Below are 26,076 nucleotides of genomic sequence, written 5' to 3'. Positions count from 1 at the left end.
CACTAATCTCGAGGTGTTCATGTTCGGTAGGATTCGGCGACTGATTTTCCCGCTGCTTTTAACTCTTGTCGTCGGTATCTCGCTATCGTCGGCGGTCGCCGACGAGGCATCCGGTTGGCCACGGGAACTAGTCCACGACGATGGAACGGTCCTGATCTACCAGCCCCAGATCGAGTCCCTGGAGGGCGACAAGTTGCGCTCCAGGGCGGCCGTCTCCGTCACGCTCACCGAGGGTGAGGGTGCGCCGATCTTCGGCGTCGTCTGGAGCGACGCGAGGGTCCTGACCGACCGTGCGGAGCGGACAGTCCAGGTCGTGAGCGTCGACATAACGGATATCCGTTTCCCGAACGCCACCGACGAGCACAAGGACAGCTTCAAGGCGTTCGTCGAGCCGCGGATCGCCGAGTGGGACATGGTGATCTCGCTCGATCAGGTCCTCGCCAGCCTGGCTGCCGTGGCAGACGAAGAGGAGATCGCCGAGGGACTGAAGAACGATCCGCCGAAGATCATCTACTCGGATGTCCCGGCCGTTTTGATCGTCATCGATGGCGAACCACGCTACAAGTCGATTGATGACGACGACGCCCTCAGTCGTCTGGTGAATTCGCCGTACACGATCGTGCTCGATACGAAAAAGAAGACCTATTACCTCGACGGCGGGGTCGCCTGGTATCGCGCAGACGGCATCATGGGCCCGTGGGCCGTGACCAAGCCACCCAAGAAGATTCGCAAACTTCGTCCGGCCGAAGCTGAAGCCGAGGCAAAGAAGTCGGCAGTCGGCTACACGCCACCCCGGATCATCGTCGTCACCGATCCCACCGAACTGATCGCCACCGGTGGCAAGGCCGAGTACGCCCCGGTCGAGGGGACGACCGCGCTCTACGTGACCAACGCGGAGAGCGACGTCCTCATGGACGTGGATACGCAGGAGCACTTCGCCGTCTTCTCCGGTCGTTGGTATCGCTCGAAGACCCTGAACGGTCCGTGGGCGCATGTTCCGTCCAGGGAACTTCCGTCGACGTTCGCGGAGATCCCCGTGGGCTCCGACCACGAACATCTTCTTACGTTCGTTGCCGGGACGGTTCAGGCTCGGGAAGCGGTGATGGACAACCGCATCCCGCAGACGGCGGCCGTCAGCCGTGGCTCGATTCGCTTACAGGTCGTCTACGACGGCGAGCCGAAGTTCGAGCCGATCGACGGCACCGAGATGGAGTACGCGCTTAACACCAGCAAGTCGGTTCTGAAGATCGACGGCAAGTACTGGGTTTGCGATCAGGCGGTGTGGTACCTCGGCGAAAGTCCGAAAGGCCCCTGGAAGGTCGCCGATTTTCGACCCGACGACGTCGATCGAATCCCGCCGGATAATCCGCACTACAACACGAAGTACGTCCACGTGTATGACTCGACACCAGATGTGGTCTATGTCGGCTACACGCCGGGCTATGTCGGAAGCTATGCTCACGGCGGTTGTGTGGTGTATGGCACCGGCTGGTACTACCCGTCGTGGTACGGCCATCATTACTATCCCCACCATGCAACATGGGGCTTCAACGTGAATTACAACCCCTGGTATGGATGGGGGGTCGGTGTGAGTTGGAGCAACGGCCCGTTCACGGTCAGCATCGGTGGCTATGGTGGCTACGGCTATGGCTACGGCTATCCGCATAGCTACTGGGGAGCGGGTGGGTTCGCCTACGTTCCGGTGCCGATCTACGCGGGGCGTCCGGTCTATCGGCCGCCGACTAACTGGAATCCCGGAAACACTCGACCGGGCAACCGACCGGGGAATCGCCCCGGGATCAATCCGCCGGACTCCGGACGGCCAGGAGGACGGGACAACCTGTACAAGCGGCCGGAGAACGCCGGTCGCATCGCCGATCCGGGGACAGCCCGACGGCCGGGCCGACCCAGCGAACGACCCAACGACGTGTTCGCGGGCAGAGACGGCAACGTCTACCAGCGCGATGGCAACGGTGGATGGTCGCAACGACAGGGCGACGGTTGGAAGGGTGTGGACCCAGGCACGGCAGACCGCGCACGGGAGAGGGCGGGAGATCGTACGCGACCTTCCACCGGTTCGCGGAGCGGCACGGGTCGCTCGACAAGCGGACTGGAACGCGAGTATCAAGGCCGAACACGGGGCACGCAGCGAGCCAGCGGGTATCAAGGCAGCCGCAGTGGAAGCCGAGCCACCCCTCGGGGTGGATCGATGGGTGGACGGTCCCGCGGCGGTGGCGGTCGACGACGTTAGAACGGATGAACTGGATAAGGGGCGAACGATGAAGAAGTACGGATCGTGGATCCTTGCACTGCTTGTCACCGCATCGATTTCGATGGCCGATGACCTGACCGGAGCGGATGCCATTCTTTGTTCCGCGGCGCAGGCGACGATCTGTGACGAGGAGGAGGGTTGCGAATCGGGTCCACCATGGGCCTGGAACATCCCGCTCTTCATCGAAATCGATCTTGCAAAAAAGACGATGGGCACGACCGCCGCCAGCGGCGAAGATCGCTCGACTCCGATTCGAACTCTGGAACGCACCGACGGAATGATTTTCCTTCAAGGCATCGAGCAGGGGCGGGCGTTCAGTTTTGTCATCGACGAGACCCACGGATTGATGACCGTCGCGGTTGCGCGGGAAGCCGCCACGGTGTCGGTCTTCGGTGCGTGCACTCCGATCAAGAACTAGGAGATCCTGACAATGAAACACAAACTCGTGATCGGGTTCTTCGCAATGATAGTCATGGCCTCGTTGATCATCCCGCCGATCTACAGCGCCGACGAGCCCACCGGGCGGAAGACTCTCGCAGCGACGATCGATGTCTACGTGTTTCCGAAAGATGGCCAGGTCGCAGAGCAACAGTCGAAGGATGAAGCGGCTTGTTACAGCTGGGCGATCGGAAACACCGGTTCTGATCCGTTCGATCTCGCGAAGCGAGCCGATGCGGAGCGGGATCAAGCCGAGCGCGAAAAAGAAGCCGCCCAGATGGCAGGGGCCGGAGCCGGCGCCGCCGGAGCCGTGCGTGGCGCCGCCGCAGGGGCCCTGATCGGTGAAATCGCCAACGACGATGCCGGCGATGGCGCCGCCTGGGGTGCGGCCGCGGGCTTGATCCGTGGACGACGTCGCAGCCGGGCGGCCAAGCAACAGGCGACGGAGAGCGCCGAACGACGCGCGCAGAGTGCCGAGCAGAAGACCGGTCAGGCCGTGGAGGGTTTCAAGAAGGCGTTCAGCGTCTGTCTAGAGGCCAAGGACTATCTGGTCAAGTTCTAGCGTCTCTATCGGACATAGCTCGCGTAGACCATCGCACCGGAGTAGACGTAGGTAACGTCCACGTTCGGAAGGCGGTGACTCTCGTAACCCAATCGGACACGATTGAACCCGATGCCGAAACCCCAGTGTCGGAACGGGTACCAGTCGACGGCACCGCGAACGTCGAGGAGGTCGCCCTGGCGGTCGTCGATGCTGATGTCGAAAAACTCACCGCCAGCTCGGAAGTACCAGTTCCTCGCAAGTTCGATGTCCGCGTGCACACCGATCGTGGGGATTGGTGCGACGAAATCCTCATCTTCCGCTACCAGCGGTCCGCCGCCAGCCGCCGTCGCCTCCAGGTCCAACCCGATCCGAAACGCACTGAGTCCGACGCTGACCCCAAGGTCCCACCGGTCGCGACGTACGGCGTCGTAGCGGTAGGCGACCTTGTAGAGGTCGTTCTGCAAGCGTGTCGATAAATCGGAGTTGATGTCGAAGACGACATCCCGGAACTCGATCTGCTGGTCGATCGTGCGTGTGGCGTTTCTGCGGATCGACAACACGCCGTAATCAAGGCGGTGTCGTTTGCCAAAGCGGACGTGCCCGTCGAGACGAATCTCGACGGTGTCTCGATCCAGATTGGTGTCGGCCTCGAGATCCAGATCGGTCCCGATGCTACCCATCGTTGAGTCCACACGGGCCGATGTGTCGAATCGCATGGCGAAACCACCGAGTCGCACGCTCATGTCGTCCCAGGGATGATCGTCGTCCGAGTAACCGCCTGCAAACGAGCCGGTTGCCGACGCCAGAACAAACAGCAACGCCCATCGGACAGTTCGAACCGTCATCGGAGGAGCCCCCCTTCATTCAGCGCGCCGATGGTCAACTCGACGAAATCGCCCGATTGTTTCCTTAGTTGTTCCTTCCTGTGGCCGTCGGTGCGGCCGGCCCAGACCCGGTACCAGTTCATGGATTCCCAGACCGCGATTTCTAGACCGAATCGGGTTGCTGCACGGGCTTCGACCGGAAGGGTCTTCTCGATCAACATCCGCAGGCTGGAGTCCTTCTCCATCTCAGCGGCCCAGCTTTCGCCCCACGCGCCGTGGTCAGCGTTCTTGAGCGGGACCAGTCGGATACTGATGGCGCCGTCGATACCCTCTTCCATGATCCGATCCAGTAGCTCGTTGCGATCTTCGATCGCCTGCAGGTCGGCGACCAGCGAATAGCTCGTTACGCCGTCGATCTTCTGAGTACGAAGATGGCTGACAAACTTGTCCTCAAAGTGGTGACGAAGTTCCTGGTCATCGGTGATGCCGATAACGATCAGCTTCTGGAAGTCGTTGTTCTTTCCCGGGACGGGGGTGGGACTTCGCCAGCTCTCGACGATCGTCGGGGAGTCTTTAGCAAGACCCGCGGCGACGAGACAGAGCATCAAGATCAAGCCGATCGTCGCGTTCTTGCGCATCGTGTCTACTCCGAAGGGTACTTGCGAAGCATCTTCGACAAGACCTTGTTCAGCTTTTTCTCGACCTTGTCGGGGGTCGGGTTCGACGGCATATCGTTCTCTGCCATCCCGCGCCAGACGGTCTCACCGTTGCCGGCGTCCAGAAGATCGACAATCAAGGTTCCTACCTCGACATCGTAGACGTCGACGTCGACGGACCCCGCAATCGGGCGTCGCCATCGTCCCATGTAGCCGAAGTCATCGACGTTGACCCGACGCGTGGTATCGAGCGCGACGTGGTAGAGGAGGTAGAGGTCGGGGTCTCCGTCAGTCGGCATGAGGCCCACCGTCGCCAGCTGCTGCTCCACGACTTTCATGATCCGCTTGTCCATGAGTGAGCTCTCGGCAGGTGTCCCGACTTTCCAGGCGAACGTCTTGTACGCCGAAAAATTAACGTCGGTGTCGAAGTCCACCGTGACGGCTGCACTGGCCGGAACAATAGCCAGTGTCGCGACAAAAAAAGCGACAGCGAAATCCATCTTGCGCATCGGTGATTCCCCTAAGAAGTTTCGGAACGGAGTCGATCGCGATTATATCGGCATCCCACCGCCGTGACCAGATCGCAGCTAGAACGGTACGCCAAACAGGATCCGCACAGAGGACAGTTTTTCCCCGAATCGAACGCCGATCCCGATACGGCTGATGTTCAGTAACCAGAAGCCAAACGGACGATCGAACCCCAGTGTGACCCCGAGCTCATTCTGGTTCCGCAGTTCGATGGTCTCTCCATTGAGTTGATCGAACGTGAGCGCTTCGAGAAATCGCCGTCGGATTGCATAGACGCTCCAGTCGGCCCCCCGACTAGCCAGCGAACGCGAAATCGGGAATCGGACGTCCAGACCCGTCTCGAGCGTCGTGAAGCCGTCGCTTGGCCCTCCGCCGGCGAGGGTCGCCCCGTCGTAGTCCAATCCAAGCCCGAACCGATACAGGCGCTTCTCGCGGGGGACCTCGGCAACACCACGGATACCGGTAGAATAGATATAGGCGACTTCCTCATCGTCGAAATCCGTGCCGGCACCCAGCTCCGCGAAAGGCCGCAGGACCCAGAGCTTGCCGGTGGGGACCTGAAACTCGACTCCCGCCATCGCACTGACGGTCGCGACATTCTCGCGCAGTTCCCCGCCGAACGCGTCACTGGCCTGAAACTCATGAAGGCCGATGGAAACCGGAAAGTGAAGCGTGGCACCCCAGGCATGGTCCTCCATCGATCGCAGCGTGTACGAGATCGGCAACCGAACCGCCTGGACCGATTGCCCGACCACATTGGAGAACGCCGTGTCCGAGACGGTATACGCGTGGTTCACGAGGGATGAGGGATCCGTGGCAGCGCCACCCGCTTGACCGGCTGCCGGCATGCACGCCGCCATCAACAGGACTGGAATCAAGACGGTTCGCACGTCGGCATTCTAGCCGAAGCGGATCCCTCGACATGCTAACCTTTTCGGGTCGCCCCTCAAGGAGTCAACCATGTCCCATCGAATGCGAAGTCATCGTCTGGTCCTATCCGTCACCGTCGCTTTACTGCTCCTCGGCTCGACGACGATTGGCGCGGACAATACCAACTGGTTCGTCTCGTTCGAGCGGGTTCAGGTTCCACCCGTTGAACGAAGTGACACCACCCAACTCGTGGATGCAGGAACCATCCAGACCGACGGATTCTCCGAGCTGGTGTTCAGTCTGGGTGGAGAGTTCAAGGAGGGAATTCCGGAGTCCGGAAAAGTCGGCGTCATTCTAATTCCCGACATGCCCGTGTTCACGGAGTTACTTCGCACCGAAGGGGAGTTCATCTTCCCACTTGAGGCCAGCGTCGACATTCGCGGATTATCGAGTGCGATCTTCATCTCGGACCAACAGACGGCCAAGGTCGCGTTCCCGCGCTACCGGGTCTATGTCTACAACGAGACGACGTCCGGCGCGATGGTTTCGTTGTTTGTCTATCGAACACGGTGACGGACGGGTGGAGAGATACAAATACACGTTGCTCCTGATTGCGTTGCTCGCCCTCGTGGTCGCACCTCTGATTCTCGGCGGCACGGTCGAGAGTTCCTATGTCTTCGGCGTCAGCTCCCTGGTTGTGATGTTGTTCGGCGTTCTCGCAGCACTACAGCATCGGAAGGCCCGCATCGTGGTGATCGTGCTGGCCGCGCTGGCGGCGCTCTCCCAGTTATCAAGTTTCATCTTCGGCTCACACCACTACGCTCAATCGAAGATCGCCGTCTTCGCCGCGTTCCTACTGTTTATCGCGGTCGTGATCGTGATCGATGTCCTCCGCGACGAGGCCGCAACCTGGGACAAGATTCAGGGTGCGATCGCCGCGTATGTCGTGTTCGGTGTGGCGTGGGGGCTGCTGTACGCGTGGGTGATCCTGAACGACCCGCAGGCGTTCAGCGGCGCGGTACAACGAACGGCCGAGGACGCCGGCCAACCGATGATCTATTTCAGCTTCGTGACGCTGACCACGCTGGGCTACGGCGATATCACGCCGGTCAGTCATACCGCCCGAACCCTCGCCTGGTTGGAGGCCGCATTCGGTCAGATCTATCTCGTCGTCCTTGTCGCCCGTCTGGTCAGTTTGCAGCTGACGAGCAAAGTGGCCTCATCTCGGAATGATGGGTAGAGTGTGAGCATCCTCCATTACGTTGTTCGGAGAATCCAATGAGAACGATTCTGATGGTATTGGCCCTTATCTCGTCATTTCCTGCCATCGCGGAACTGACGATCGAACACGAGAGTGACGTCGACTTCAGCGCGTACAGGACGTTCGCCTGGGCCGAGGGGCCAAGGGCTGCTCGCCCCGAGATCGCAACGTTGATCACCGAAGCCGTCGAGCGAGAGTTGCTCGCGAAGGGACTGGTTTCACTGGAGACCGGCCAGGCCGATCTCCAGATTTCGAGTCATACGTTCGTGTCGGGACAGGCTCTCACGACCGGAAGTTATGCCCGGGTGGCCGATTTCGGTGTCATCACATCCGACGTCGTCGTCAAGTCCGAGGGCGTCCTCATGATCGATCTCATCGACCCTCAGTCGGGCCGGACCGTGTGGCGAGGATTTGCCAGCGAGGTAATGGGCGATCCAAAATTGCCAAAGCTTCGCAAGAAGATTGATCGCGTGACCCGAAAGATGTTTCGTCAGTATCCACCCGAGTAGGTGTTGCCCCGGACTCGGCGAAAGTGGCGAGGCGTTTGCCTCCTCGGTGTAATCGTTTTCGTAATCGCGACGGTGGTGCCGTCCGGCCATCTCGCGCAGGAAACCACGCTGGAACTTGTCGACGGGCGCAAGCTTCACGGCATCGCGGTTCGACGAGACGGAGGCGTGTTCATCCTCACACTGGAATCCCGAACAGAGCTTGCCTTTCCGGTAGAGTTGGTTCGTGCGGTCCACGTCGGTGACAGCGACCCACCGTCCACCGCGCCCACGGGCATGCGTGTTGCGGAGCCGGAGACCCTGGCGGGCCCGACGATCTCGGCCCCACGCACCGAAGATCAGCTGGCGGTGCTCGGCAAACCCGCCACGTTTCAGAAAGGCGTGATCGACTCGCGCTGGACCCCGTCGACCGACTGGAACATGGACCCTCACACACAGAACAACTTCAATCCGTCAACCTGGAGCCAGTCTCCGATCGATCCAACCTGGGAGCCGACGTCGGCCTTCGACGCAAACAAGGATGTCCTTGCGAAGAGCCGCTCGAAGTTTCGCCCGAGTATCATCGACTCGACCTGGACGCCGACGGACGCCTTCGCCGACTGATTACTAGACCAACAAGGAGTTACCCGATGGACCGAGTGAATCAACGACTTCAACGCTCAGCCTGGCTCACCCGAACAGTCTGGATGGTGGTTTTGCTTCTGGCAACAGCACCGATGGCTCTCGCCCAAAGCGATTCGTCGAACCGCGACATGGCGACGGACAACGTGCTCGTGACCGTTCGAATCGGCAAGATGGAAAACGCGAAGCGTATTCCCATCAAGTCTTTCGAACTGATCGTCGCCCCGGGGACTCCGGGGTCGAAGCTACTCAGTGGTCAGCGTGTACCGATCCCGACCGGCGGTGCGGACGGCGCGATTACCTATCAGAACATCGGTTTCGTCGCGAACGTCGCAGCCTGGCTCGTGGACAAGGATGCGATTCGTATTGTCGCCGACATCGAGGACAGTCGGCTTGTCGCCGGTGTCGACGGCGCTGCTCCGACTATCGAGACTCGCCAACTGACCGTCAACACCACGTTGACCCCCGGGAAGCCGTTGGATCTGGTTCACGCCAGCGCCGTCGACGACCTGGAGGGCTACGTTCAGATGGAAGTTGAACTGCTCGAATAGTCCATCAGAATGCCGGCCACTGTTCGTACTCGCCGTTGGCGAAGACGATATCCCTGGCCGGGTCATCGGATGTGATCTCTCCCAGTCCGGCCTCGACGGTGTAGTCGGCCTCGAACACGCCGTCCTTGCCGGAAGAGACGACACGGTAGCTCTCGCCATCGGTCCAGTAGACGAACGCATTCCCCCACGCATCCTTGAGAGGCAGACTGCGGATGTAGATCGGCTGCACCGCTAGCTCGATCTTGACGATCGGCTCCAGCTTGTCCACCGGCTGGCTGGGCCACGCGTCGTTATCCAGATGGTAGGCCTCGAAGACGATCCCGATGGAGCGCATGTCGGCCATCGTTCGTCTCTGCTTTCCCCTCTCCATCGCCTCCAGGACGTGACCCGGTGCGGCCACCAGTTCGCCGTCGAAGACCAGGAAGTCGTCGCCGGTTTCGTCGATGGTGGGGAGGGAGGCCACATAGTCGGAACCCTGCTGGCCGTCGTCACCGAAGCTGATCAATGCCCAGTGCTGGTCGCTGCACCAGACCTGCAGCGGTCGGGTCCAGCCATCCTGGACGATCAGGCCTGCACGCACCTCTGCGGGCAAGATCGTCTGCAGCTCGCCGGCCTCATGGAGCAGGAGGTCATCGAAGGGGCAGGCGGTCCCTGACTCTCTCTCGCTCTCGATCACCATCACGCCCGTCATCAGGGCGTGGGCGGTGGCGGTCTCGCCCGGGGAGAGTTCCATCACCTCGCCAGGAGCGGCGGTCGCCGGCATGGCCGCCAACATCAATAGAATCAACCAGTTATGTCTCTTCACGATCTCTCCTCCGTTGTCTCGTCTGAATAGGTGTCCTAATGTCATAGGACACTATACAGTCACGATCCAGAAGAGGCAAGTCGCTCCGCGAAGGCCCGGGTTGCATCGTCGGCGGGGTAGAACGATTCGATGACCAGCTCTTCCAGGGTCGCGTCGCCGACGGCACCGAAGCTGGCCAGAGTGTTGATCCAGGTCACCTGCTGGTCCCCGTAGTCCATCTTCATCGGCACCAGCGGTGGAGGGCTCTTCTCCAGGTCACGCCGCTTCAGGAGCGGGGCGACGTCGGGGGCCGCGATCGACCGATCCCACAGTTGTTGAAGCCGATCGTCGTTTCCCACCCGGACCCGTTGCCGGTGGAGCCGTCGCAAGACGGCCATGGCCACCTCTTCCCAGTTGAGGAGCTGTTGACGGACCGGTCCCGGCTGGAAGATCAGGTCCAACGCGTTGATCCCGCTGAGCGAGCCGTTCTCGTCGGCCAACGGCTGCAGCATCAGGAACTGCGGGCGGTTCCAGGCGACGAATTGCCAGTGCCGATCCATGGCCAGGGCTGGATAGGGCTCGTGCGCGGCGAGTAGGTAGGTCACCGCCTCCCGAGCCTTGCGCAGCTCGTCGTCGTCCAGGGTCCGTTCACCGAAGATCGGTGCGAAGCCGGCGCTGGTCAGCCACGCATTCTGCTGGCGTAGCGGAAGATCCATCGTGCGGGCCAGCTGCAGGACCATCTTCCGGCTGGGCCGAGAGCGACCGGTCTCGAGGAACGAGATATGCCGGGACGAGGTCCCGGCGTTGAGTCCTAATGAAAGCTGACTGAGGCCGCGGTGAGATCGCCAGCCCCGAAGCTGTTCCCCGAAGGTTTCCATAAGATCATTACCTCTGAGGTAATTGTTAACATTACCTTTCCAGAGGAAACTTACTCCGTAACACACGGCCACACAAGCCAAAACGGAGGAATCATGAAACGGACCCTCATTCTTATCGTTCTCGCGACGCTCACCGGGTCGCTCCACGCAGCACCCTCACCGGAACAGGTCGTCGATCGTTACTTCGACGCGTACAGAGACGCCGACGTCGTCACCATGACCGCCCTCTATGACGAAGACGCGGTCTTCGAGGACGTCAATCAGCGACATCATCTGGAAGGTCGAGAACAGATCGGCCAGCTGCTTGGCACGCTCGTCGCCATGCATCTGCAGATGGATCTCAAGGAGAGTCGGCGCGTGGTGCAGGGCAACACGGTCGTCGTCGAGTACGCCTACACCGGGCAGCTGAATGGCAAGGCCCTTGGCCACAGTGTCGGCAAGGAGAGTTGCCCGGACCTGGAGTACAGCCTACCGACGACCAGTTGGTACCAGGTCGAGAATGGCCGGATCGTCAGTCACAAGGACTTCATCGACCTGGCGACCTACAAGGAACTGCAGGCGCAGATGTTGGCGGCGGGGGAGTAATCCCCGAACACCGACCTCCGACGTCCAGCTCCCCCCTCGCTATCCTCTAAGATGAGGAGTGTTGGGCCGGATCATTGGAATCTCGGCCCCGGGGGAGGACTCGATGCCGAACTTCATGGCTTCACGTGTGCGGATTGCGTTGGGCTTGTTGACCGTTGCCGCGTTGTGTTGGGCACCGCACGCCGAAGCGCAACGTACGGTTAAACCCGTCCTGCACGGTAAACACTGGGTGGCGATCACCGGCAAGCCGCTGGGTGCCACCGCCGGCGCGACGATCTTCGCCCAGGGTGGCAACGCCGTCGATGCCGCCTGCGCGATGCTCGGTGCGACCAGCACCATGTGGGACACGCTGGGCTGGGGCGGCGAGACCCAGGCGTTGATCTACAACCCGCACACCGGCGAGGTGAAGGGCATCAACGCGTTGGGCGTGGCACCGACCGGTGCGACCGTCGAGTTCTTCAAGGAGCAAGGCCTGCAGTACCCGCCGGAGTTCGGGCCCCAGGCCGCGGTTACGCCCGGCACGCCGGGTGGATTGATGGTGATGCTGGCCGAGTTCGGGACCGTGTCGCTGGAACAGGTGCTAAAACCGTCGATGCAGATGGCCGAGGGCTATCCCGTCGAGGCGTCGCAGGCCAACAACATGGAACGACGGAAGGCGATCCTGGCGCAGTGGCCCCACTCGAGGGCCGTGTTCCTTCCGCACATGAAAGACGACGACTCGCAAGAGCGCGCCGCGCCGTATCCGGGAGAGATCCTCAAACAGCCGGACCTACTTGCAACCCTGACCAAACTGGTCGAGGCCGAACAGAAAGCGTTGGCGGCGGGCAAGACACGCAAGCAGGCGATCTACGCGGCCTACGACCGTTTCTATCGCGGCGACATCGCCAAAGAGCTGGTTCGCGGCAACCGGGCGGAAGGTGGCCTGTTCACGATGGAGGACCTCGATCGCTGGCAGGTTCACATCGAGGATCCGGTCCACACCAACTACCGCGGCATCGACGTCTACAAGCTGACACACTGGGTGCAGGGTCCGGTGATGCTTCAAGCGCTGAACATCCTGGAGAACGTGGACGTCAAGGGTCTGGGTTACAACAGCGCCGCATACATCCACGCGTTGTACCAGGCGATGAACCTGGCGTTCGCCGATCGCGATTTCTACTACGGCGATCCCTACAATCCGCCGGAAGAACCGATCGCGGGGTTGCTGTCCAAGGAGTACGCGCGAAAACGTTTCGAAACGATCGACTGGAAGACTAATAATCAGGATGCTCGCCCGGGGGACCCCTACCCGTTCCAGGGCGGCGAACATCCGTTCAAGAAATTGCTCGACCAGTGGACGCCCATCCCACCCGCCGCGAACGCAGAAGGAGAGGATGGCTGGCAGCAGACACGAACTTTCACCGACGAGGAGGCGTTCCACGCAGGGACGACATCGATTCAGGCCGCCGACGCTGAAGGCTGGATCGTCTCGATCACGCCCAGCGGTGGTTGGATCCCCGCCTTCATCGCCGGCGAAACCGGGATCGGACTCTCTCAGCGGATGCAGAGCTTCGTGTTGGACGAACGACTGAACCCCTACAACCTGGTCGAACCGGGCAAGCGGCCTCGTGCGACGCTGACTCCCGGCATGGCGCTCAAGGACGGCAAGCCCTACCTGTCGTTCGCCGTCCAGGGCGGCGACACCCAGGACCAGAACCTGCTGCAGTTCTTCCTGAACGTCGTCGAGTTCGACATGAACGTCCAGCAAGCCGCCGAGGCCGCCAACATCACCAGCTATCAGATGCAGAGCTCGTTCGGTGCCCACAAGTCCGAGCCCGGTCGGCTGCGGTTGAGAGACGACGTTCCGGCATGGGTTCGCGCCCGGTTGGCGACGATGGGTTATTCGGTAGAGACCAGGCCAAGGACCTCGGGACCCATCACCGCCATCTACTTCGATCGCCAACATGGCTCGATGTGGGGCGGCGCCAGCGATTTCGGCGAAGACTACGGGATTGCCTGGTAGCCGATTTGCGGATCAAGGAGAACTCATGAAGAGACGAGGGATCGTGTTCCTGATTGCGTGGACGCTTGCACTGCCGACGTTGGCCGGCATCCACCCCGACGCGCCGCCGGAGACCACGCAGTACTCCTTCATAATCGGGAAGTGGGATTGCACAACCCGCTTCATGGGCGGGCCCGACGGAAAGTACGTCGAGGGCCGCGCCACCTGGACAGGTGAGTACTTTCTGGGTGGATTGTCGATTCGGTATGAGATTCACAAGGTGACTTTTGTGTGGGAACATGTGTCTTTCTAGGAGTGATGGTGGAAGATCGTCAACCGGATCCGGACGCGGAGTTGGTCTCGGACGCTCAGGCTGCCGCGGATGGGGACCATCGTCCATTCGAGGCGCTGGTTGCGCGTTACCAGGAGAAGGTCGTGACCAATTGCCGCTACATGACCCGCTCGTCGGCGGATGCCGAGGATCTGGCCCAGGATGTGTTTCTTAAAGCTTACTTTGGACTGCCCGGATTCGGCGGACGTTCCAGCTTCAAGTCCTGGCTGCTGCGTATCAAGGCCAACCATTGCTTGAACTTCCTCAAACGCCGGGCGGGAGAGAAACGAGTCGATATCGACGACGTCAGCGAGGCGGCGTCGGAGTTGCATGTAGAGCCTAAGGCGGAGAGCTTGGTCCATGCGGTGGACGAGCGGGGCCGCATCGTGGCGGTGCTGGACCTCATGTCCGACACGCTGCGCGTTCCATTGATTTTGCGCGATCTGGATGGGATGGCCTATCAGGAGATCGCCGACGTGTTGGGTGTTCGGCTGTCCGCCGCGAAAATGCGGATCAAGCGGGCCCGCGAGACGTTCCAGGAGATGCACCGCGAAACCGAGAGCTCTAGAGGATCGGACACATGACGGACGGTACGGACGGTCGTCGGCCGCAGCGTGAAGAGAATAGCGACACGGGCGAACCCGTGGTCGAACTGGCCACGTTGACGGCCCCAGTGCCGACCGGTTTTTCGGGGCGGTTGCATCGGCGCATCGATCGCCGCACGTTGGCCAACAACGCACTCGCAGCAACCTGGCATTTCCCGATCATCGTGGCACTGGAGTTCTTGACCATGATTTTCGAGCTCTTGGGAATCGGTGACAAGAGCGACAAAGGAGATTCCCGGTGAGAGAAAAGCTACTCGAATCGTACAACGGCCTGATGGATTCTGTGGTCACTGCTGCGCCCAAAGTCGTCATTGGGATCCTGCTGTTCCTTGTCGCGCTCATCGTGGCCAAGATCGTCGAAAAGGTGTTGCGGGCAATCCTCACCCGTGTCCGTTTTGACAAACTTGTGCAGAAAGCCGGTATCGACAAGACGCTCCAGCGCATGGGTTTGAGGCGCGAGCTGAACGAATTCGTACCGCGTTTGGTCTATTTTCTGTTGCTGTTCCTGTTGGCCAAGATCCTGGCCGATGTTTTAGGCCTGACCGCTATTTCGCAGGCATTGACCTCTTTCTTTGTGTACCTGCCCAACCTGATCGCCGCGCTGTTGTTGATCGTGATCGGCAGCGCCGCAGGTCAGTTTGTAGGAGAAATGATTGCCCGGGCAGGCGAGGAGGCCGGTCTGGAATTTGGGCGTCAACTGGGACGGTTGGTCTCCGCCCTGATCATCTTCATCGTGGGCATCATGGCTCTCGGCCAGCTCAAGATGGAAACGGAGATGATTCACCTGGTGGCCAGCATCGTGCTGGGTGGGATCGTCATCGCCTTCGCCCTGTCCTTTGGGCTTGGTGCACGGGACGTAACGCGCAACCTACTTGCGGGCTTTTACGCGCGTAAGGTGTTGCAAGTGGGCAACCAGCTTGAGATCTCCGGCCAGCGCGGTGTGCTCAAGGCTGTCACTCCCACACATACGTTGATCGAGAATGGGAACCGCACGATCAGTGTGTCCAACACTCGATTCATCGACGAGATTATGACCCAGGAGCCGCCCGACTCCTGATATTCGCAACGTCACTCGCCGACGCGAGGTGCCTAAAACTCGTGGCGGGCCGTGTCGGTCCCGTAGACCGTTGGTTCGCGACGAACGTCACATCGGGGGTTCTAGCCAATCTGGATGTGACTTTGGCGGCCGTTCCTTGTCCATAAAAACGGGAGCGGTGTGATTGACGCAGCCCCATTCGATAGAAAAACCACCCTCGCCCAGGCGTGGGGAACCTTAAGGAGGGGTACTGGTATGAAGAACGGAAAGCTCTTGATCGCGGCGATAGCCATAAGCGTGCTTGTCGCCAGCGGCTGCAGCACTCGAAAAGACGTCAGTTCGACGGCGGACCTTCAGCAGCAACTTGAGATGCGAGAGGTTGAAATCAAGGATCTGCAGTCCTCGATGGGCAAGATGGAAGCCGACCTCGACGAGAAGGACGCTCAGATTCAGGCCAAGCTCGTGGCGGCCGAAGAGGCGAAGCGCATGGCCAACGATGCCGAGGCGCGTGCCCGCGCGGCGGAGCAGTCCGGCTCAACGCCTTCCTCGGCGGCGGCCAGTGTTGCGGGTACCGAGCTACTACCACCCAACGCAAAGGCCGGTGAGTGCTACGCGCGGGTTTTCCTCCCGCCGACCTATAGCACCAAAACCGAGAGAGTTCTCGAGCGCGAGGCCTCCGAGCGGATCGAGGTGATCCCGGCGAAGCACCAGATAGTCGAGGAAACCGTCGAGACGAAAGCCGCGTCCGAACGAGCCGAAATCGTACCCGCCGAGTACAAATGGGTCGAGGAGAAGGTCCTCGTCAAGGAGGCCAGCAGCCGCATGGAAGCTGTCGCCGCTGAGTACAAATGGGTCGAGGAAAAGATCCTCGTCAAGCAGGCTCACACGACCTGGAAGGAGGGTCGCGGACCGGTCGAGAAGGTGGACAACGCAACCGGCGAGATCATGTGCCTGGTTGAAGTGCCTGCGCAGTACGAGACGGTGAAGAAAAAGACGCTCGTGAAACCGGCGACGACCCGTCAGGTGGACATTCCCGCCGAGTACAAGACCGTAAAGCGCCGCGTGATGACCAAAGCTCCGACCGTCAGGACGATCGCGATCCCGGCCGAGTACACGACCGTCAAGGTCGACAAGCAGGTCTCGCCGCCGCAAGAGAGGCGAATCGAAATCCCCGCTGAGTACAAGACCGTGCCGAGGACCGAGAAGTTAACCGACGGTGAGATCGCATGGCGCGAGGTTCTGTGCGAGACGAACATGACCCGCACGACGGTCACCGACATCCAGCGAGCTTTGCAGCGAGCCGGTCACAATCCCGGGCCGATCGATGGAGTCTACGGTACACGCACCAACGCGGCCGTCCGCTCGTTCCAGAGAGCAAACTCGATCCCGACGGGTGGGCTGACGATCAAGACGATCGAGAAGCTCGGTGTCGACCTCTAGAAATCTCTCTGTCGTCATCGTTTTCGTCTGTTAGAAGGTCCCGTCGCGGTTCTGCGACGGGGCCTTTCTTCGTGCCCGATCCGTCGCGGTGGCCGCCGCCTTGACAGGCGGCTCAGCGATCTTAAAGATGGTTCAAGACCCGGAAAGGGGGCGAACTGGATTCGACGGGGAGTGTATTGGCGGGAGTAGCACGTCGAGTTCCGTTAACTCGTTAAACAAGCGGAACACTTTAGTTGACAACAACAACTACGCACTCGCAGCTTAATTGACTGTGACGTCTACCAGGTGGCCCGCCCGAGGCGATTTGGATAGGCGCTATTAATTCGGGATAGTCCGGTGACGATGCCTGTGGTCACCGGGCGAAAATTACAGGCTGGCGCCATGTAGCCTGAAACTCGGCGACGGACGCGTGAGATTAAACGAGTTATCTAAACGTGTAGAAGCTTTCGTACTTTCCTTCTCGGACGCGGGTTCGATTCCCGCCGCCTCCACCAAAAGGGGACAGATCTATTTTTCTGTTCCCCGAAAATCGGCCACGGTCTACCGGATTGTTACTTTGCAGGAGTAAGCGGTCTGTACCTCAGGACTACCCCTGAGGAGACCGTCATGACGATCCGCGCCCTGATCCTGATTCTGCTGCTGACCCCCGTCGCTTTTTCCGCAGACGACGGAATCGAACTCGAGATGACCGCCACCGGCAGCATCTTAGGTGGCAGCGGCGCCAACCTGACCTGGACCGGCGGCAGCCCGCAGTACGAGGTGCGGCGCTCCGCTGATCCGAACACACTCGGCGCGATCTCCTCCCTGCAGTCGCTGACCTACGGCCAACAGTGGAACGACTTCCAGGTCGGCACCGGCGACCTGGTGTTCTACAACGTCGTCAGCCGCTCCAACTGCTTCGACGCCACCGCCGACGCCTACGTCAGCGCCTTCTACCCCAACGACAACTTCGGCAACGAGGATGCCCTCGAGCTGGACGGATCGCCGACGAAGATCAGCTACGTCCAGTTCCCGGTGCGGGATGCCCTGCCGCCGCGTGCGGTCATCAACTCGGCGACGCTGCGCATGGGCGAGCTCTACGCGACCGACGACTCGGAGATCCAGGTGCGACGGGTCGGAGAACCCTGGAGCGAGGATACGATCACCTTCAACAACCGGCCATTCACCACCGCCAACTACGGGATCGTGCTGCACACCGGCAACCCCGACTGGCGCACCTGGAACGTGACCAATCTCGTCAGAGATTGGATCGGCGGCACGCAGCCCACGTTCGGGATCGAGTTGTATCCGTACGGCGAGGACGACTTCGTCGGTTACGCGGCGCGTGAAGATGTCCCGCCGCAGCTCTGTATCGACTGGGAAAGCCCGTTCAACGATGCCTGGTTCCAGTTGCAGGCGGCCTCGGCCACGCCACCGACGATCGAATCCGAGAACGGCGTGATGCTGTCGCTGACCGCCGACGTTTCGGTGGTCCGCTTCGATCCGGTCTCCGCGGCACTCGCGTTTCTCGACAGCTACAAGGCGCTGTTCGCCCTCGACGACGTCTGGGCCCAGACCTGGCTCGATCGCATCGTCACCGACGACGTCGGCATCACCAGCGTCACCTTCGGACTGCGCAAGGACGGCATCCGCTACCGCTCGGACCGCGTCTCGGTTCGCATCGCGCCGGGCACCCCGCCGTTCGTCCCGTATCGGGTGGTCAGCGCGTCCAACTGGCATCGCGACCACGGCTTCGAGCAGAACACCGACATCGTGGTGACCGAGCAGATCGCACGGCTGATCGCCGACGCCGAATTCGGCGAGACGGGAGTGAGGATTCTGGGCGAGCCGTACCTGCAGTGGCACAACCCGAACCCATGGATCGAGCAGACCGACCCTCATCGTCCCGTCTGGCGTGTGGCCGCACAGGTTCAGGATGCCGGCAGCGGAGTCTGGAACGACTGGCTGATCCACATCGATGCCGAGGATGGATCGATCGAATCGAACACCGTCACCGACGAGACGGTTGGCGATCGACCGGGGGAAGAGATCCGGGTCTATTCGGTCAACCTGACGCGAGAAGGCAACTGCTGGGACGACTCGCCGAACCGGGATCTGTGGTTCACCACGCTGGGATTCACGACGGAGTACGCCAACCTGCCGGCCGGGTCGGACACGTTTGCTGACGGTATCGATGCCTGGAATGGATACCACGGCACCTACCACTACTTTTACGACGTATTTAGTCGCGAGAGCATGGATGGCTCCGGCGTCCTACTCGAGACGCTGGTCGATGTCGCGTCGCGAACGGGGAACGCCGACTGGAACAACGCGTCGTTCAACCGCAACTGCAATCACATGCGCTTCGGTGACGGCTGGGCCGTCCCGGACATCATCGCCCACGAGTTCACCCACGGCGTCGATCGCTTCAGCAACCAGCTGATCTACGCCAATCAGTCGGGAGCCCTGGACGAGAGCTATGCCGATTACTTCGCAGCGATGGTCGACGGCAACTGGACGATCGGCGAGGCGCGGGAAGACGGAACACGCAATCCGATCCGCGACATGTCCAATCCTCCGATGCGCGGCGACCCCGATCACCGTGATCCGGCACGTAGTGGCGACGGGACCGGTCTGCGACCCGCCGTCGCTGTCCCGGCGGGCGGAACCGGTGGCAACGACTGGGGGGCGGTGCACACCAACAGTGGTATCCCGAACAAGGTCGGTTTCCTGATCACCGATGGCGGCCAGCACAACGGCTTGACGATCGCCGGTCTGGAACAGGCCAAGGCCGAGCGACTGCAGTACATGGTCTTCACGACCAAGCTGACCAGCTCGTCCAACTTCCAGCACGCCCGCGACATGACCGTCGAACACGCGCAGACGTACGTGTCGGGCGGCCATCACGACTTCACGTCGCTGGACGTCTGCGACGTGATCAACGCCTGGGCGTCGGTGGGCTACGGCGATCCGGATCTCGACTGCAACGGCGTCGTGGATTCCCCGGGCGGCGACGCCGACTTCGACGGCATCCCCAACGATCGCGACAACTGCCCGCTGGCCCGCAACATCGGCCAGCGCGATCTGGACGGCGACCTGACCGGCGACGACTGCGATCCGGACGTCGACGGCGACCTGTTCTTCGACACGGAGGACAACTGCCCGCGTACGGCCAATCCCAACCAGGCCGACACCGACGCCGACGGCTTCGGCGATCTCTGCGACGACGACGACGGCGACGGCGTGCTCGACCTGAACGACAACTGCCCGCTAACGCCCAACGAGGACCAGCGTGACCGCGACGGTGATTCGCAGGGCGATGTCTGCGACAACGATGCCGACAACGACGGCCTGGACAACAACGTCGACAACTGCCCGCTGGACGCCAACGCCAGCCAGTACGATCCCGACAGCGACGGCGTCGGCTTCCAGTGCGACAACTGCCAGTTCGACCCCAACCCCGGCCAGGAGAACCTGGACGGCGACGGCCAGGGCGACGTCTGCGACAGCGACGACGACGGCGACGACTTCGAGGACGGCAGCGACAACTGTCCGCTGTACTACAACCCGCGCCAGATCGACAACGACGGCAACGGGACGGGCCTGTACTGCGACGCCGGCGAGAAGTTTCAGTTGACCGCCTTCGCCGACCTGGTCGAGCTGGACATCTTCGTACAGAACACCGACCTGACGAAGCCGGTCGTGTTCCCGCTCTACCCCTGCGGCCAGGACACGACCTGTCCCAACTTCCTACCCGAGGGCTTCATGATGACCGTCGAGGTCGACACCGTACCGGCCTACCGGGCGCGTATCGTCGATGACCGCGGTTGGGGCGTGACCACGGCACTCGACGACCCGTCGGGCAGCTACACGATGCAGTTCGAGGTCGACGCCGAGTACTTCTATGGCGACAACGTCCAGACGCCGGAGTTCCGTGGTCGCAAGTACTTCCTCGAGTTGATGCCGGCCGCCGGCGCGTCGCCGGGAACGCTCAGCGGGGCGATCCGCGTCAGTGCGGAAGTGCCGGCGCCGTAACAATCCGGCGGGAGGTCGATCGCAAAGACCAACAGATTCAACAAACAGGTGTGCGCTACTCCGCTATCCGCCCTAGCCCGTACAGGTGACTACGCGTACGGACGTAGATCGTATCTTCGACGATCGCCGGCGTGGCGTCGATGACGCCGTCCAGTTTGTTGACGGCCAGCACCTTCATCTCGGCGCCTTGTTCGAACACGACAGCGGTGCCGTCGCGATCGAACACGTAGACGCGCCCAGCCGCGCCGACCGGCGAAGCCCAGATCGACCCCAGCGCCTCCAGCCGCTCGGGCGGCCGCCGCGGCTTGCCGCTGTCGGCATCGAGCACCGACAAGATGTTCTTGAAATGCTTGATGAAATACAGCGTGTCGTCGTACAGCAACAACGAGGGCACGTACGGTGTATCCCGGTCGTGCACCCAGCGCAGCGCGTCGCTCTCCTCCAATTCGCCCGAAGCCTGCGCCAGGTCAACCGCCTGCAGCATGGTGCCGCGATAGCCGCTGGCGAGATAGACCAGCCCGTTTCGGTGCACCGCCGTCGGGATCGTGTTGACCGTCATGCCCGAGATGCTCCAAAGCTCGCGACCCGTGGCGAGATCGTAGCCGCGGCTGCGGCCGGTTGCCGGAATCACGATCTGTGGTTTGCCGTCGTGCTCGACGATCAACGGTGTGGCCCATGACGTGACCTCGTCGGGCCGCGCTGTGCGCCAGCGCTCCTTGCCGGTCGCGGCGTCCAGCGCTACCAGAAATGAGTCGCCCTCGTGGTCCCAATTGATCACCAGGGTGTCTTTGTGCAGAGCCGGCGAGCTTCCCTCGCCGAAACCACGGCGCGTCGTCATGTCGCCGAGGTCGATCTGCCACAGCAACTGGCCGTTCATGTCGTACGCATAGGTCCCGTTGGACCCGAAGTGCGCATAGACGCGTTTGCCGTCGGTGACCGGTGAAGCGCAGGACCATGCCGAGTCGATGTAGTGGCTTTCGTGGGGCACCTGCTGCACGGCTGCGCGCTGCCAGATCAGCGTCCCGTCCACGCGCGAGTAGGCCATCACGAGAAAACGCTGTTCGACCGGTGGGACCTCGGGAGGCCACTCGTTACGCTCCAGCACCTCTGCGGCCGCCTTTTGCGATGCGGCGTAGGCTGCCGAATCAATCGACATCGAGCTCATCACGAAGATTCGGTCGCCCCAGACCACCGGGGACGACAGCGCGCGGCCAGGTACCTCGACCTTGAACCGGACGTTCCGGGTCTCGCTCCACTCAACCGGCGGATCTCCGTCGGGGCTGACTCCAGAGTGCAGCGGCCCACGCCAGTTGGGCCAGTTCGTCGGTTCATCTGCCTGGGCGGGTAGCCCTGAGACGACAACGAAGACCAGCAAGGCCGAAACGACGAAGTCGACGGTATGGATTCGGGGAGTCATGATCATCACCGAAGTATATCGCGGACGGATCTTCGTCAGCAGCAAAGTGGAAACCTTAGCCGGCGAGGTGTCAGGACAGGACTAGACCCCTTGCTACGGGCGTTCGTCGTAGCGCTTCGAGAACTCGGCACACTGTTCGCTGCCGCCTTCCGCATCGGCCCACGCTGCAATCCGCTCGATGTCGATCGGCTGGGAACGCGCGACGAGAAGCGCTTGCTCGAGGGATTCCGTGTCACTCCAATGGATGTAGGCCGCCATCCGGTCCAGCACGCAGTCCGTTGGATGCAGCAATCGTAGAAGGCCGAAGCGAGTCTTCCTCTCGGCGAAGTCGGTCACGAGCATCTCGCCGATCTGAACGGGGCCTGCGGGAAACTCGACCTTTAGGTCCGCACAACAGACTTAACCCAGAGCCACACCCCATGCGACGATGAGGATTCCAGCGGCTAACCCGAGGGCGACGAGTTGCAGTGCAGTGTTTTCCAGTTGTTCTCTGGGTATAAACCCGCACCCCACACCCACCACGAGGCCGGAGACCAGTCCCATCACATGGGCCAGAACATCGGTCCGCTCTCCACCCATGCCGGTCCATGCCAACAACAGCGCACCCGCTACGAGCGGTCCCAGCTTCCACGCACCTATCCTGCGGTGGCGCGCGTGCAAGAGGGCCAGGGTGACAAGCAAGCCGAGGGCGGCGAAGACGGCTGTCGAGGCACCCACTGACGAGTGCGTCGCGGGTTGCAGCAGCGCGTTTGCAATGTTGCCCAGAATCCCACCGACCAGAATGGCCAACCAGGTCACGCCCACACCCAGAGCCTGGGTTGCCAACAGTCCCAGTATCGATCCGAAGAGGACATTTCCAAGCAAGTGCCTGGCATCTATATGTAGCGTGAGAGCGGTGACGGCCCGCCACCCCTCACCCGAAAGCATCGAACCGGCCTGCGTTCGACCCCGATCAAACCAGTCGGCACCCAGTGCGTGTCGTTCGGCGAGGTACGCCACGGCAACGAGAAACGCCGAGTAGGCGAGGACTCCGATCCATCCTCCTGGCAACGGCGGCGGGATGGATTCCACCCGGGTTGAAACGGATTCCAACCGGTATTCGTCCAGTTCGCTAATTGCTCGCTCGCGATCGCTCTCCTCCACCAGTAGAACGAATTCCCCCGATCGGCTGCGAACCTCCGCAGGTATTCCGGCGGCGTCAAGGACTGCCCATAACTCCTGACTGCGCACACGATTCCGCGTCTGAAGCAGGACGATGCGAGTCTCGGTGGCGATAAGAAGTCTTCCTTTAGAGTTCGGGAACTCCCGGGTGCCGTAAGCTTACGCTCAGGAGGATCGCGATGGAACCCACTCCCGTTGAGACGCGGGTTCGATTCCCGCCGCCTCCACCAGTCTGCGACAAGCGCCAAGCGAGGGAGAGCTCTCCTGCTCACTCGAAGGCCGTCAGGTCTTCGCCCGGTTTGACGCCGCTGCGGGAGCGGGTAAGAAGAACAAAGGCTCTTTTGGGAAACCCAGGGAGTACGGTAGAGGGCAGGGTCCGATAATCTGCCCTTACGTGAACCTGTCGCGCAAGCGCTACACGGTTCGCACCTTCGAGGAAGAGCGCGAACGGATCCGCAGTTACGTCGGCGAGGCGAAGATCGCCACCGACGAGACGTTCGTACCCGCGGTGGACTACGTCGCCGGACAAGCTGCGTCACAAGATCGGTCGTGCGACGCGCAACGTGACCGACAAGGTGTTCCAGAAGCGTGCGGAGCGGCGCGACGAGAAGAACGCGTCAGAAGGCCGAGGGACGTACGCTCGTCTTCCGTTCCACGACCGAGGTCGTCCGTGTCGCGTCGTCGGCGCAGGGGCTGACGCGGCTGGCAGGGTACAAAGAAAAGTAGGGCCTTCTTGCGTCATAGAGAACCCATTATTCTTTGAATTCCCGTTGACATTTGCGACTGGAAGACTGCGAAAAGCGTTTTGAAACGCTGACCGATTCGCTCCGTGCTGGGTATATTGCGTGCATACCCGATCAGGAGAAATACGATGCCCGCACGCACCCTCGTTTCATTATTGTGTCTTGCTCTGCTGATCACGGCGACCGTCGCCGTCGCCGGCTCGACGACTCGTACTCTCGATCGCCGTCTGCCGCTGCAGGCGTGCGTGTTCCCACGGGTCGACTGCGCCGAACGGACGCCGATCTGTAGCGACGACTGTACCGTAACGGTACCGACGTGCGGCAGCGAAGAACCGGATGAACTGTGTTGTATCGCCTACGGCGATTCGATCCTCGGTAACGAGGCGATGGGGGAGGACTGCGCGACCGCGGAGTCGACCGACCTGACGTTCGATCTCTCCGATACGGTCGTGATCGAGATCTCACGCAATCCCGACGCGGACGAGGTCGTCGCGCGGCAAGAGCTGGGCTATCTGCTCATGGTCCGCGAGTCGGACTACCAGGCCGCGTTCGCCACGGAGCTGGCCCACGATAATTTCGGCGCGGAGATCGCCGCCGCCGACGCTTGCGACACCGATGGCGCCACCTGTTGCGCCCGCGAGGTCGAGGACGGCTGTTACGTCGGCGACGGACGACCGACGCTGCCGCTGGACGGCGATCTGATCGCGATGGCCGGCGGGAATCACGGCTTCGAAGAGCGCTTCGGTGCCGCCGCCGGGGCCGAGGGTGCCTGTTACTTCACGATTTCTGAAGATCCGCTGGCGCCGCGTTCGGCGACCTGGGAATTCGAAGGCGGTGCGGAGATCGAGACCTCCGAGAATTTCGCCGACCTGCTCGGCGAGCCGGTCATGCGTCAGGTGCTGGCGTTCCCGGAGGGTGCCAACGATGCGGTCGCCCGCCTGATCGTGCGCGGCGTCGATGCCGATCGTTACGTCCTGCACGGCTACTGGTTCAGTGCCTCCGGCGAGGAGTCGCCGGACCCGCTGGCCGACAGTTCCGGTGCGATCGACGTCACGGTGATCTACGGCGACGAGGCCGAGGCGTTTGACGCCGACGTCGACGGAATCCTCGACGGCTGCGACAACTGCCCCGACGTTCCCAACGGCAACTGCGACCAGGATCTGTCCTTCTGCGACTGGAACGGCGACGGCATGCTGAACGACGTCGAGACTTCGCGCGGCTTCCAGGCCGACTCGGACGGCGACGGTGAGGGCGATGCCTGCGAGGATCGCACCCCGCCGGTGACCACCGCGATCGCCGATCCCGCGGCCAACGAAAACGGCTGGAACAATACCGACGTCCTCGTCACGCTCTCCGCGCTGGACGAGGAAGGCGGCACCGGCGTGGTCGCGTTGACCTACGAACTGGTCGGCGCCCAGATCGAGGGTCCGACGACGGTCGACTCGGACATGGCGATGGTCACTATCGTCGAAGAGGGCGAGACCACCGTCCTGTTCTACGCCGCCGACTTCGCGGGCAACGTCGAGGAGACCCAGGAGTTGGTGATTCGTATTGACAAGACGGCGCCGGAGCTGACCTGCTCGGTGACGCCGGAGCAGATCTGGCCGCCGAACGGCAAGATGGTTGACGTCGTCGCCACGGTCGAAGCGACCGACGACGGCGCGGGTACTCCGGGCTTCGTGCTGGACTGGGTCTCGATGGACGAGTCGCTGCGGATGACGATGCGCTCGGACAACCGACCCTACATGGACGGTTGGGAACTGGGGACGGCCGACACCGAAGGCCAGGTGCGCGCCCGTCGTTCCGGTCGCGCCAAGTCCGGTCGTGTCTACGCGCTGGACTACTCCGCCACCGACCTGGCCGGCAACGTCGGCAGCTGCACCCTCGAGGTGCTGGTGCCCCACGACCAGCGACCCGGCGGTGACGAGGTGCGTGGGCGCTCGGTGCGCGGCATGCAGGGCAATGGGCGAGGCGAGGAGATGCGGCGGCGCCGGTAAGAAGAACAAAGGCCCTTTTGGGAAACCCAGGGA

26 protein-coding genes and 1 other RNA gene are annotated in these 26,076 nt (G+C 61.8%); 18 read left to right on the top strand and 9 right to left on the bottom strand.

What is annotated here, in order from left to right; all coding sequences use genetic code 11:
• The first annotated feature begins 19 nt into the window (after window positions 1–19).
• From OES25_03760 to OES25_03750, 3 genes are read left to right on the top strand one after another with little or no spacing between them, the layout of a single operon-like run.
• Window positions 20–2,251: a carbohydrate-binding family V/XII gene (locus OES25_03760; protein MDH3626753.1), complete on the top strand. Its 2,232-nt coding sequence runs from the start codon at window positions 20–22 to the stop codon at window positions 2,249–2,251.
• A gap of 28 nt (window positions 2,252–2,279) precedes the next feature.
• Window positions 2,280–2,690 carry a hypothetical protein gene (locus OES25_03755; protein ID MDH3626752.1) on the top strand — a complete coding sequence of 137 codons (411 nt, stop codon included), beginning with the start codon at window positions 2,280–2,282 and terminating at the stop codon, window positions 2,688–2,690.
• 12 nt (window positions 2,691–2,702) lie between these two features.
• Window positions 2,703–3,272 (top strand): hypothetical protein, encoded by a 570-nt coding sequence (locus OES25_03750; protein ID MDH3626751.1) that lies wholly within the window; start codon window positions 2,703–2,705, stop codon window positions 3,270–3,272.
• Window positions 3,273–3,277: 5 nt separating this feature from the next.
• Here the strand turns inward: OES25_03750 and OES25_03745 are convergent, their stop codons facing one another.
• From OES25_03745 to OES25_03730, 4 genes are all read right to left on the bottom strand, one after another.
• Entirely contained in the window at window positions 3,278–4,099 is an 822-nt protein-coding gene (locus OES25_03745; protein ID MDH3626750.1) for a hypothetical protein, read from the bottom strand.
• A complete protein-coding gene (locus tag OES25_03740) occupies window positions 4,096–4,716 on the bottom strand; it encodes a hypothetical protein (protein ID MDH3626749.1) in 621 nt (206 codons plus the stop codon). Before OES25_03740 ends, OES25_03745 begins: the two co-directional genes overlap by 4 nt.
• Window positions 4,717–4,721: 5 nt before the next feature.
• A complete protein-coding gene (locus OES25_03735; protein ID MDH3626748.1) occupies window positions 4,722–5,243 on the bottom strand; it encodes a DUF4136 domain-containing protein in 522 nt (173 codons plus the stop codon).
• Between the two features lie 78 nt (window positions 5,244–5,321).
• Entirely contained in the window at window positions 5,322–6,152 is an 831-nt protein-coding gene (locus OES25_03730) for a hypothetical protein (protein ID MDH3626747.1), read from the bottom strand.
• 70 nt (window positions 6,153–6,222) lie between these two features.
• On the opposite strand from OES25_03730, the gene OES25_03725 reads away from it, so the two are divergent.
• The 5 genes from OES25_03725 (at window position 6,223) to OES25_03705 (ending at window position 9,071) form a co-directional block, all read left to right on the top strand.
• Entirely contained in the window at window positions 6,223–6,705 is a 483-nt protein-coding gene (locus OES25_03725) for a hypothetical protein (GenBank protein ID MDH3626746.1), read from the top strand.
• 7 nt (window positions 6,706–6,712) lie between these two features.
• On the top strand, window positions 6,713–7,372 hold the full coding sequence (locus OES25_03720; protein ID MDH3626745.1) for a potassium channel family protein: 660 nt from the start codon (window positions 6,713–6,715) through the stop codon (window positions 7,370–7,372).
• Between the two features lie 38 nt (window positions 7,373–7,410).
• On the top strand, window positions 7,411–7,902 hold the full coding sequence (locus OES25_03715; protein MDH3626744.1) for a DUF4136 domain-containing protein: 492 nt from the start codon (window positions 7,411–7,413) through the stop codon (window positions 7,900–7,902).
• 72 nt (window positions 7,903–7,974) lie between these two features.
• Complete coding sequence (locus tag OES25_03710; protein ID MDH3626743.1) at window positions 7,975–8,502, top strand: hypothetical protein; 528 nt, start codon at window positions 7,975–7,977, stop codon at window positions 8,500–8,502.
• Between the two features lie 26 nt (window positions 8,503–8,528).
• Entirely contained in the window at window positions 8,529–9,071 is a 543-nt protein-coding gene (locus OES25_03705) for a hypothetical protein (protein ID MDH3626742.1), read from the top strand.
• Window positions 9,072–9,075: 4 nt separating this feature from the next.
• Here OES25_03705 and OES25_03700 read toward each other — a convergent pair whose 3' ends face one another.
• Complete coding sequence (locus tag OES25_03700) at window positions 9,076–9,876, bottom strand: type II secretion system protein GspG (protein MDH3626741.1); 801 nt, start codon at window positions 9,874–9,876, stop codon at window positions 9,076–9,078.
• Between the two features lie 59 nt (window positions 9,877–9,935).
• On the bottom strand, window positions 9,936–10,733 hold the full coding sequence (locus OES25_03695) for a helix-turn-helix transcriptional regulator (protein MDH3626740.1): 798 nt from the start codon (window positions 10,731–10,733) through the stop codon (window positions 9,936–9,938).
• A gap of 93 nt (window positions 10,734–10,826) precedes the next feature.
• Between OES25_03695 and OES25_03690 the strand changes: the two genes are divergently transcribed.
• From OES25_03690 to OES25_03650, 9 genes are all read left to right on the top strand, one after another.
• Complete coding sequence (locus OES25_03690; GenBank protein ID MDH3626739.1) at window positions 10,827–11,318, top strand: nuclear transport factor 2 family protein; 492 nt, start codon at window positions 10,827–10,829, stop codon at window positions 11,316–11,318.
• A 103-nt stretch (window positions 11,319–11,421) separates the two neighbouring features.
• Window positions 11,422–13,320, top strand: coding sequence for a gamma-glutamyltransferase (locus OES25_03685; GenBank protein ID MDH3626738.1), 1,899 nt, complete (start codon window positions 11,422–11,424; stop codon window positions 13,318–13,320).
• Between the two features lie 25 nt (window positions 13,321–13,345).
• The gene (locus tag OES25_03680) at window positions 13,346–13,612 is read left to right on the top strand and encodes a hypothetical protein (GenBank protein ID MDH3626737.1); all 267 of its coding nucleotides are present in this window, start codon (window positions 13,346–13,348) and stop codon (window positions 13,610–13,612) included.
• 8 nt (window positions 13,613–13,620) lie between these two features.
• Window positions 13,621–14,214 carry an RNA polymerase sigma factor gene (locus OES25_03675; protein ID MDH3626736.1) on the top strand — a complete coding sequence of 198 codons (594 nt, stop codon included), beginning with the start codon at window positions 13,621–13,623 and terminating at the stop codon, window positions 14,212–14,214.
• Window positions 14,211–14,477, top strand: a complete 267-nt coding sequence (locus OES25_03670) for a hypothetical protein (protein ID MDH3626735.1) — start codon at window positions 14,211–14,213, stop codon at window positions 14,475–14,477. The genes OES25_03675 and OES25_03670 overlap by 4 nt, the downstream gene beginning before the upstream one ends.
• Window positions 14,474–15,292, top strand: a complete 819-nt coding sequence (locus OES25_03665) for a mechanosensitive ion channel (GenBank protein ID MDH3626734.1) — start codon at window positions 14,474–14,476, stop codon at window positions 15,290–15,292. Before OES25_03670 ends, OES25_03665 begins: the two co-directional genes overlap by 4 nt.
• A 234-nt stretch (window positions 15,293–15,526) precedes the next feature.
• Window positions 15,527–16,711 carry a peptidoglycan-binding protein gene (locus OES25_03660; GenBank protein ID MDH3626733.1) on the top strand — a complete coding sequence of 395 codons (1,185 nt, stop codon included), beginning with the start codon at window positions 15,527–15,529 and terminating at the stop codon, window positions 16,709–16,711.
• A 146-nt stretch (window positions 16,712–16,857) separates the two neighbouring features.
• Window positions 16,858–17,205: a transfer-messenger RNA gene (gene ssrA / locus OES25_03655) on the top strand.
• A gap of 112 nt (window positions 17,206–17,317) precedes the next feature.
• Entirely contained in the window at window positions 17,318–20,725 is a 3,408-nt protein-coding gene (locus tag OES25_03650; GenBank protein ID MDH3626732.1) for a thrombospondin type 3 repeat-containing protein, read from the top strand.
• A 55-nt stretch (window positions 20,726–20,780) separates the two neighbouring features.
• On the opposite strand, the gene OES25_03645 is transcribed toward OES25_03650, so the two are convergent.
• From OES25_03645 to OES25_03635, 3 genes are all read right to left on the bottom strand, one after another.
• Entirely contained in the window at window positions 20,781–22,148 is a 1,368-nt protein-coding gene (locus OES25_03645) for a PQQ-like beta-propeller repeat protein (protein ID MDH3626731.1), read from the bottom strand.
• Between the two features lie 87 nt (window positions 22,149–22,235).
• Window positions 22,236–22,484, bottom strand: coding sequence for a hypothetical protein (locus tag OES25_03640; protein MDH3626730.1), 249 nt, complete (start codon window positions 22,482–22,484; stop codon window positions 22,236–22,238).
• A gap of 57 nt (window positions 22,485–22,541) precedes the next feature.
• Window positions 22,542–23,213 carry a rhomboid family intramembrane serine protease gene (locus OES25_03635; protein MDH3626729.1) on the bottom strand — a complete coding sequence of 224 codons (672 nt, stop codon included), beginning with the start codon at window positions 23,211–23,213 and terminating at the stop codon, window positions 22,542–22,544.
• A gap of 961 nt (window positions 23,214–24,174) precedes the next feature.
• On the opposite strand from OES25_03635, the gene OES25_03630 reads away from it, so the two are divergent.
• The gene (locus tag OES25_03630; protein ID MDH3626728.1) at window positions 24,175–26,043 is read left to right on the top strand and encodes a hypothetical protein; all 1,869 of its coding nucleotides are present in this window, start codon (window positions 24,175–24,177) and stop codon (window positions 26,041–26,043) included.
• Window positions 26,044–26,076 lie beyond the last annotated feature (33 nt).

It is taken from the genome of Acidobacteriota bacterium (assembly GCA_029861955.1).
Classification (GTDB): domain Bacteria; phylum Acidobacteriota; class Polarisedimenticolia; order Polarisedimenticolales; family Polarisedimenticolaceae; genus JAOTYK01.
Note: the sequence above shows the minus strand (reverse complement) of the source record. Positions and strands in the feature narration are given on the sequence as shown.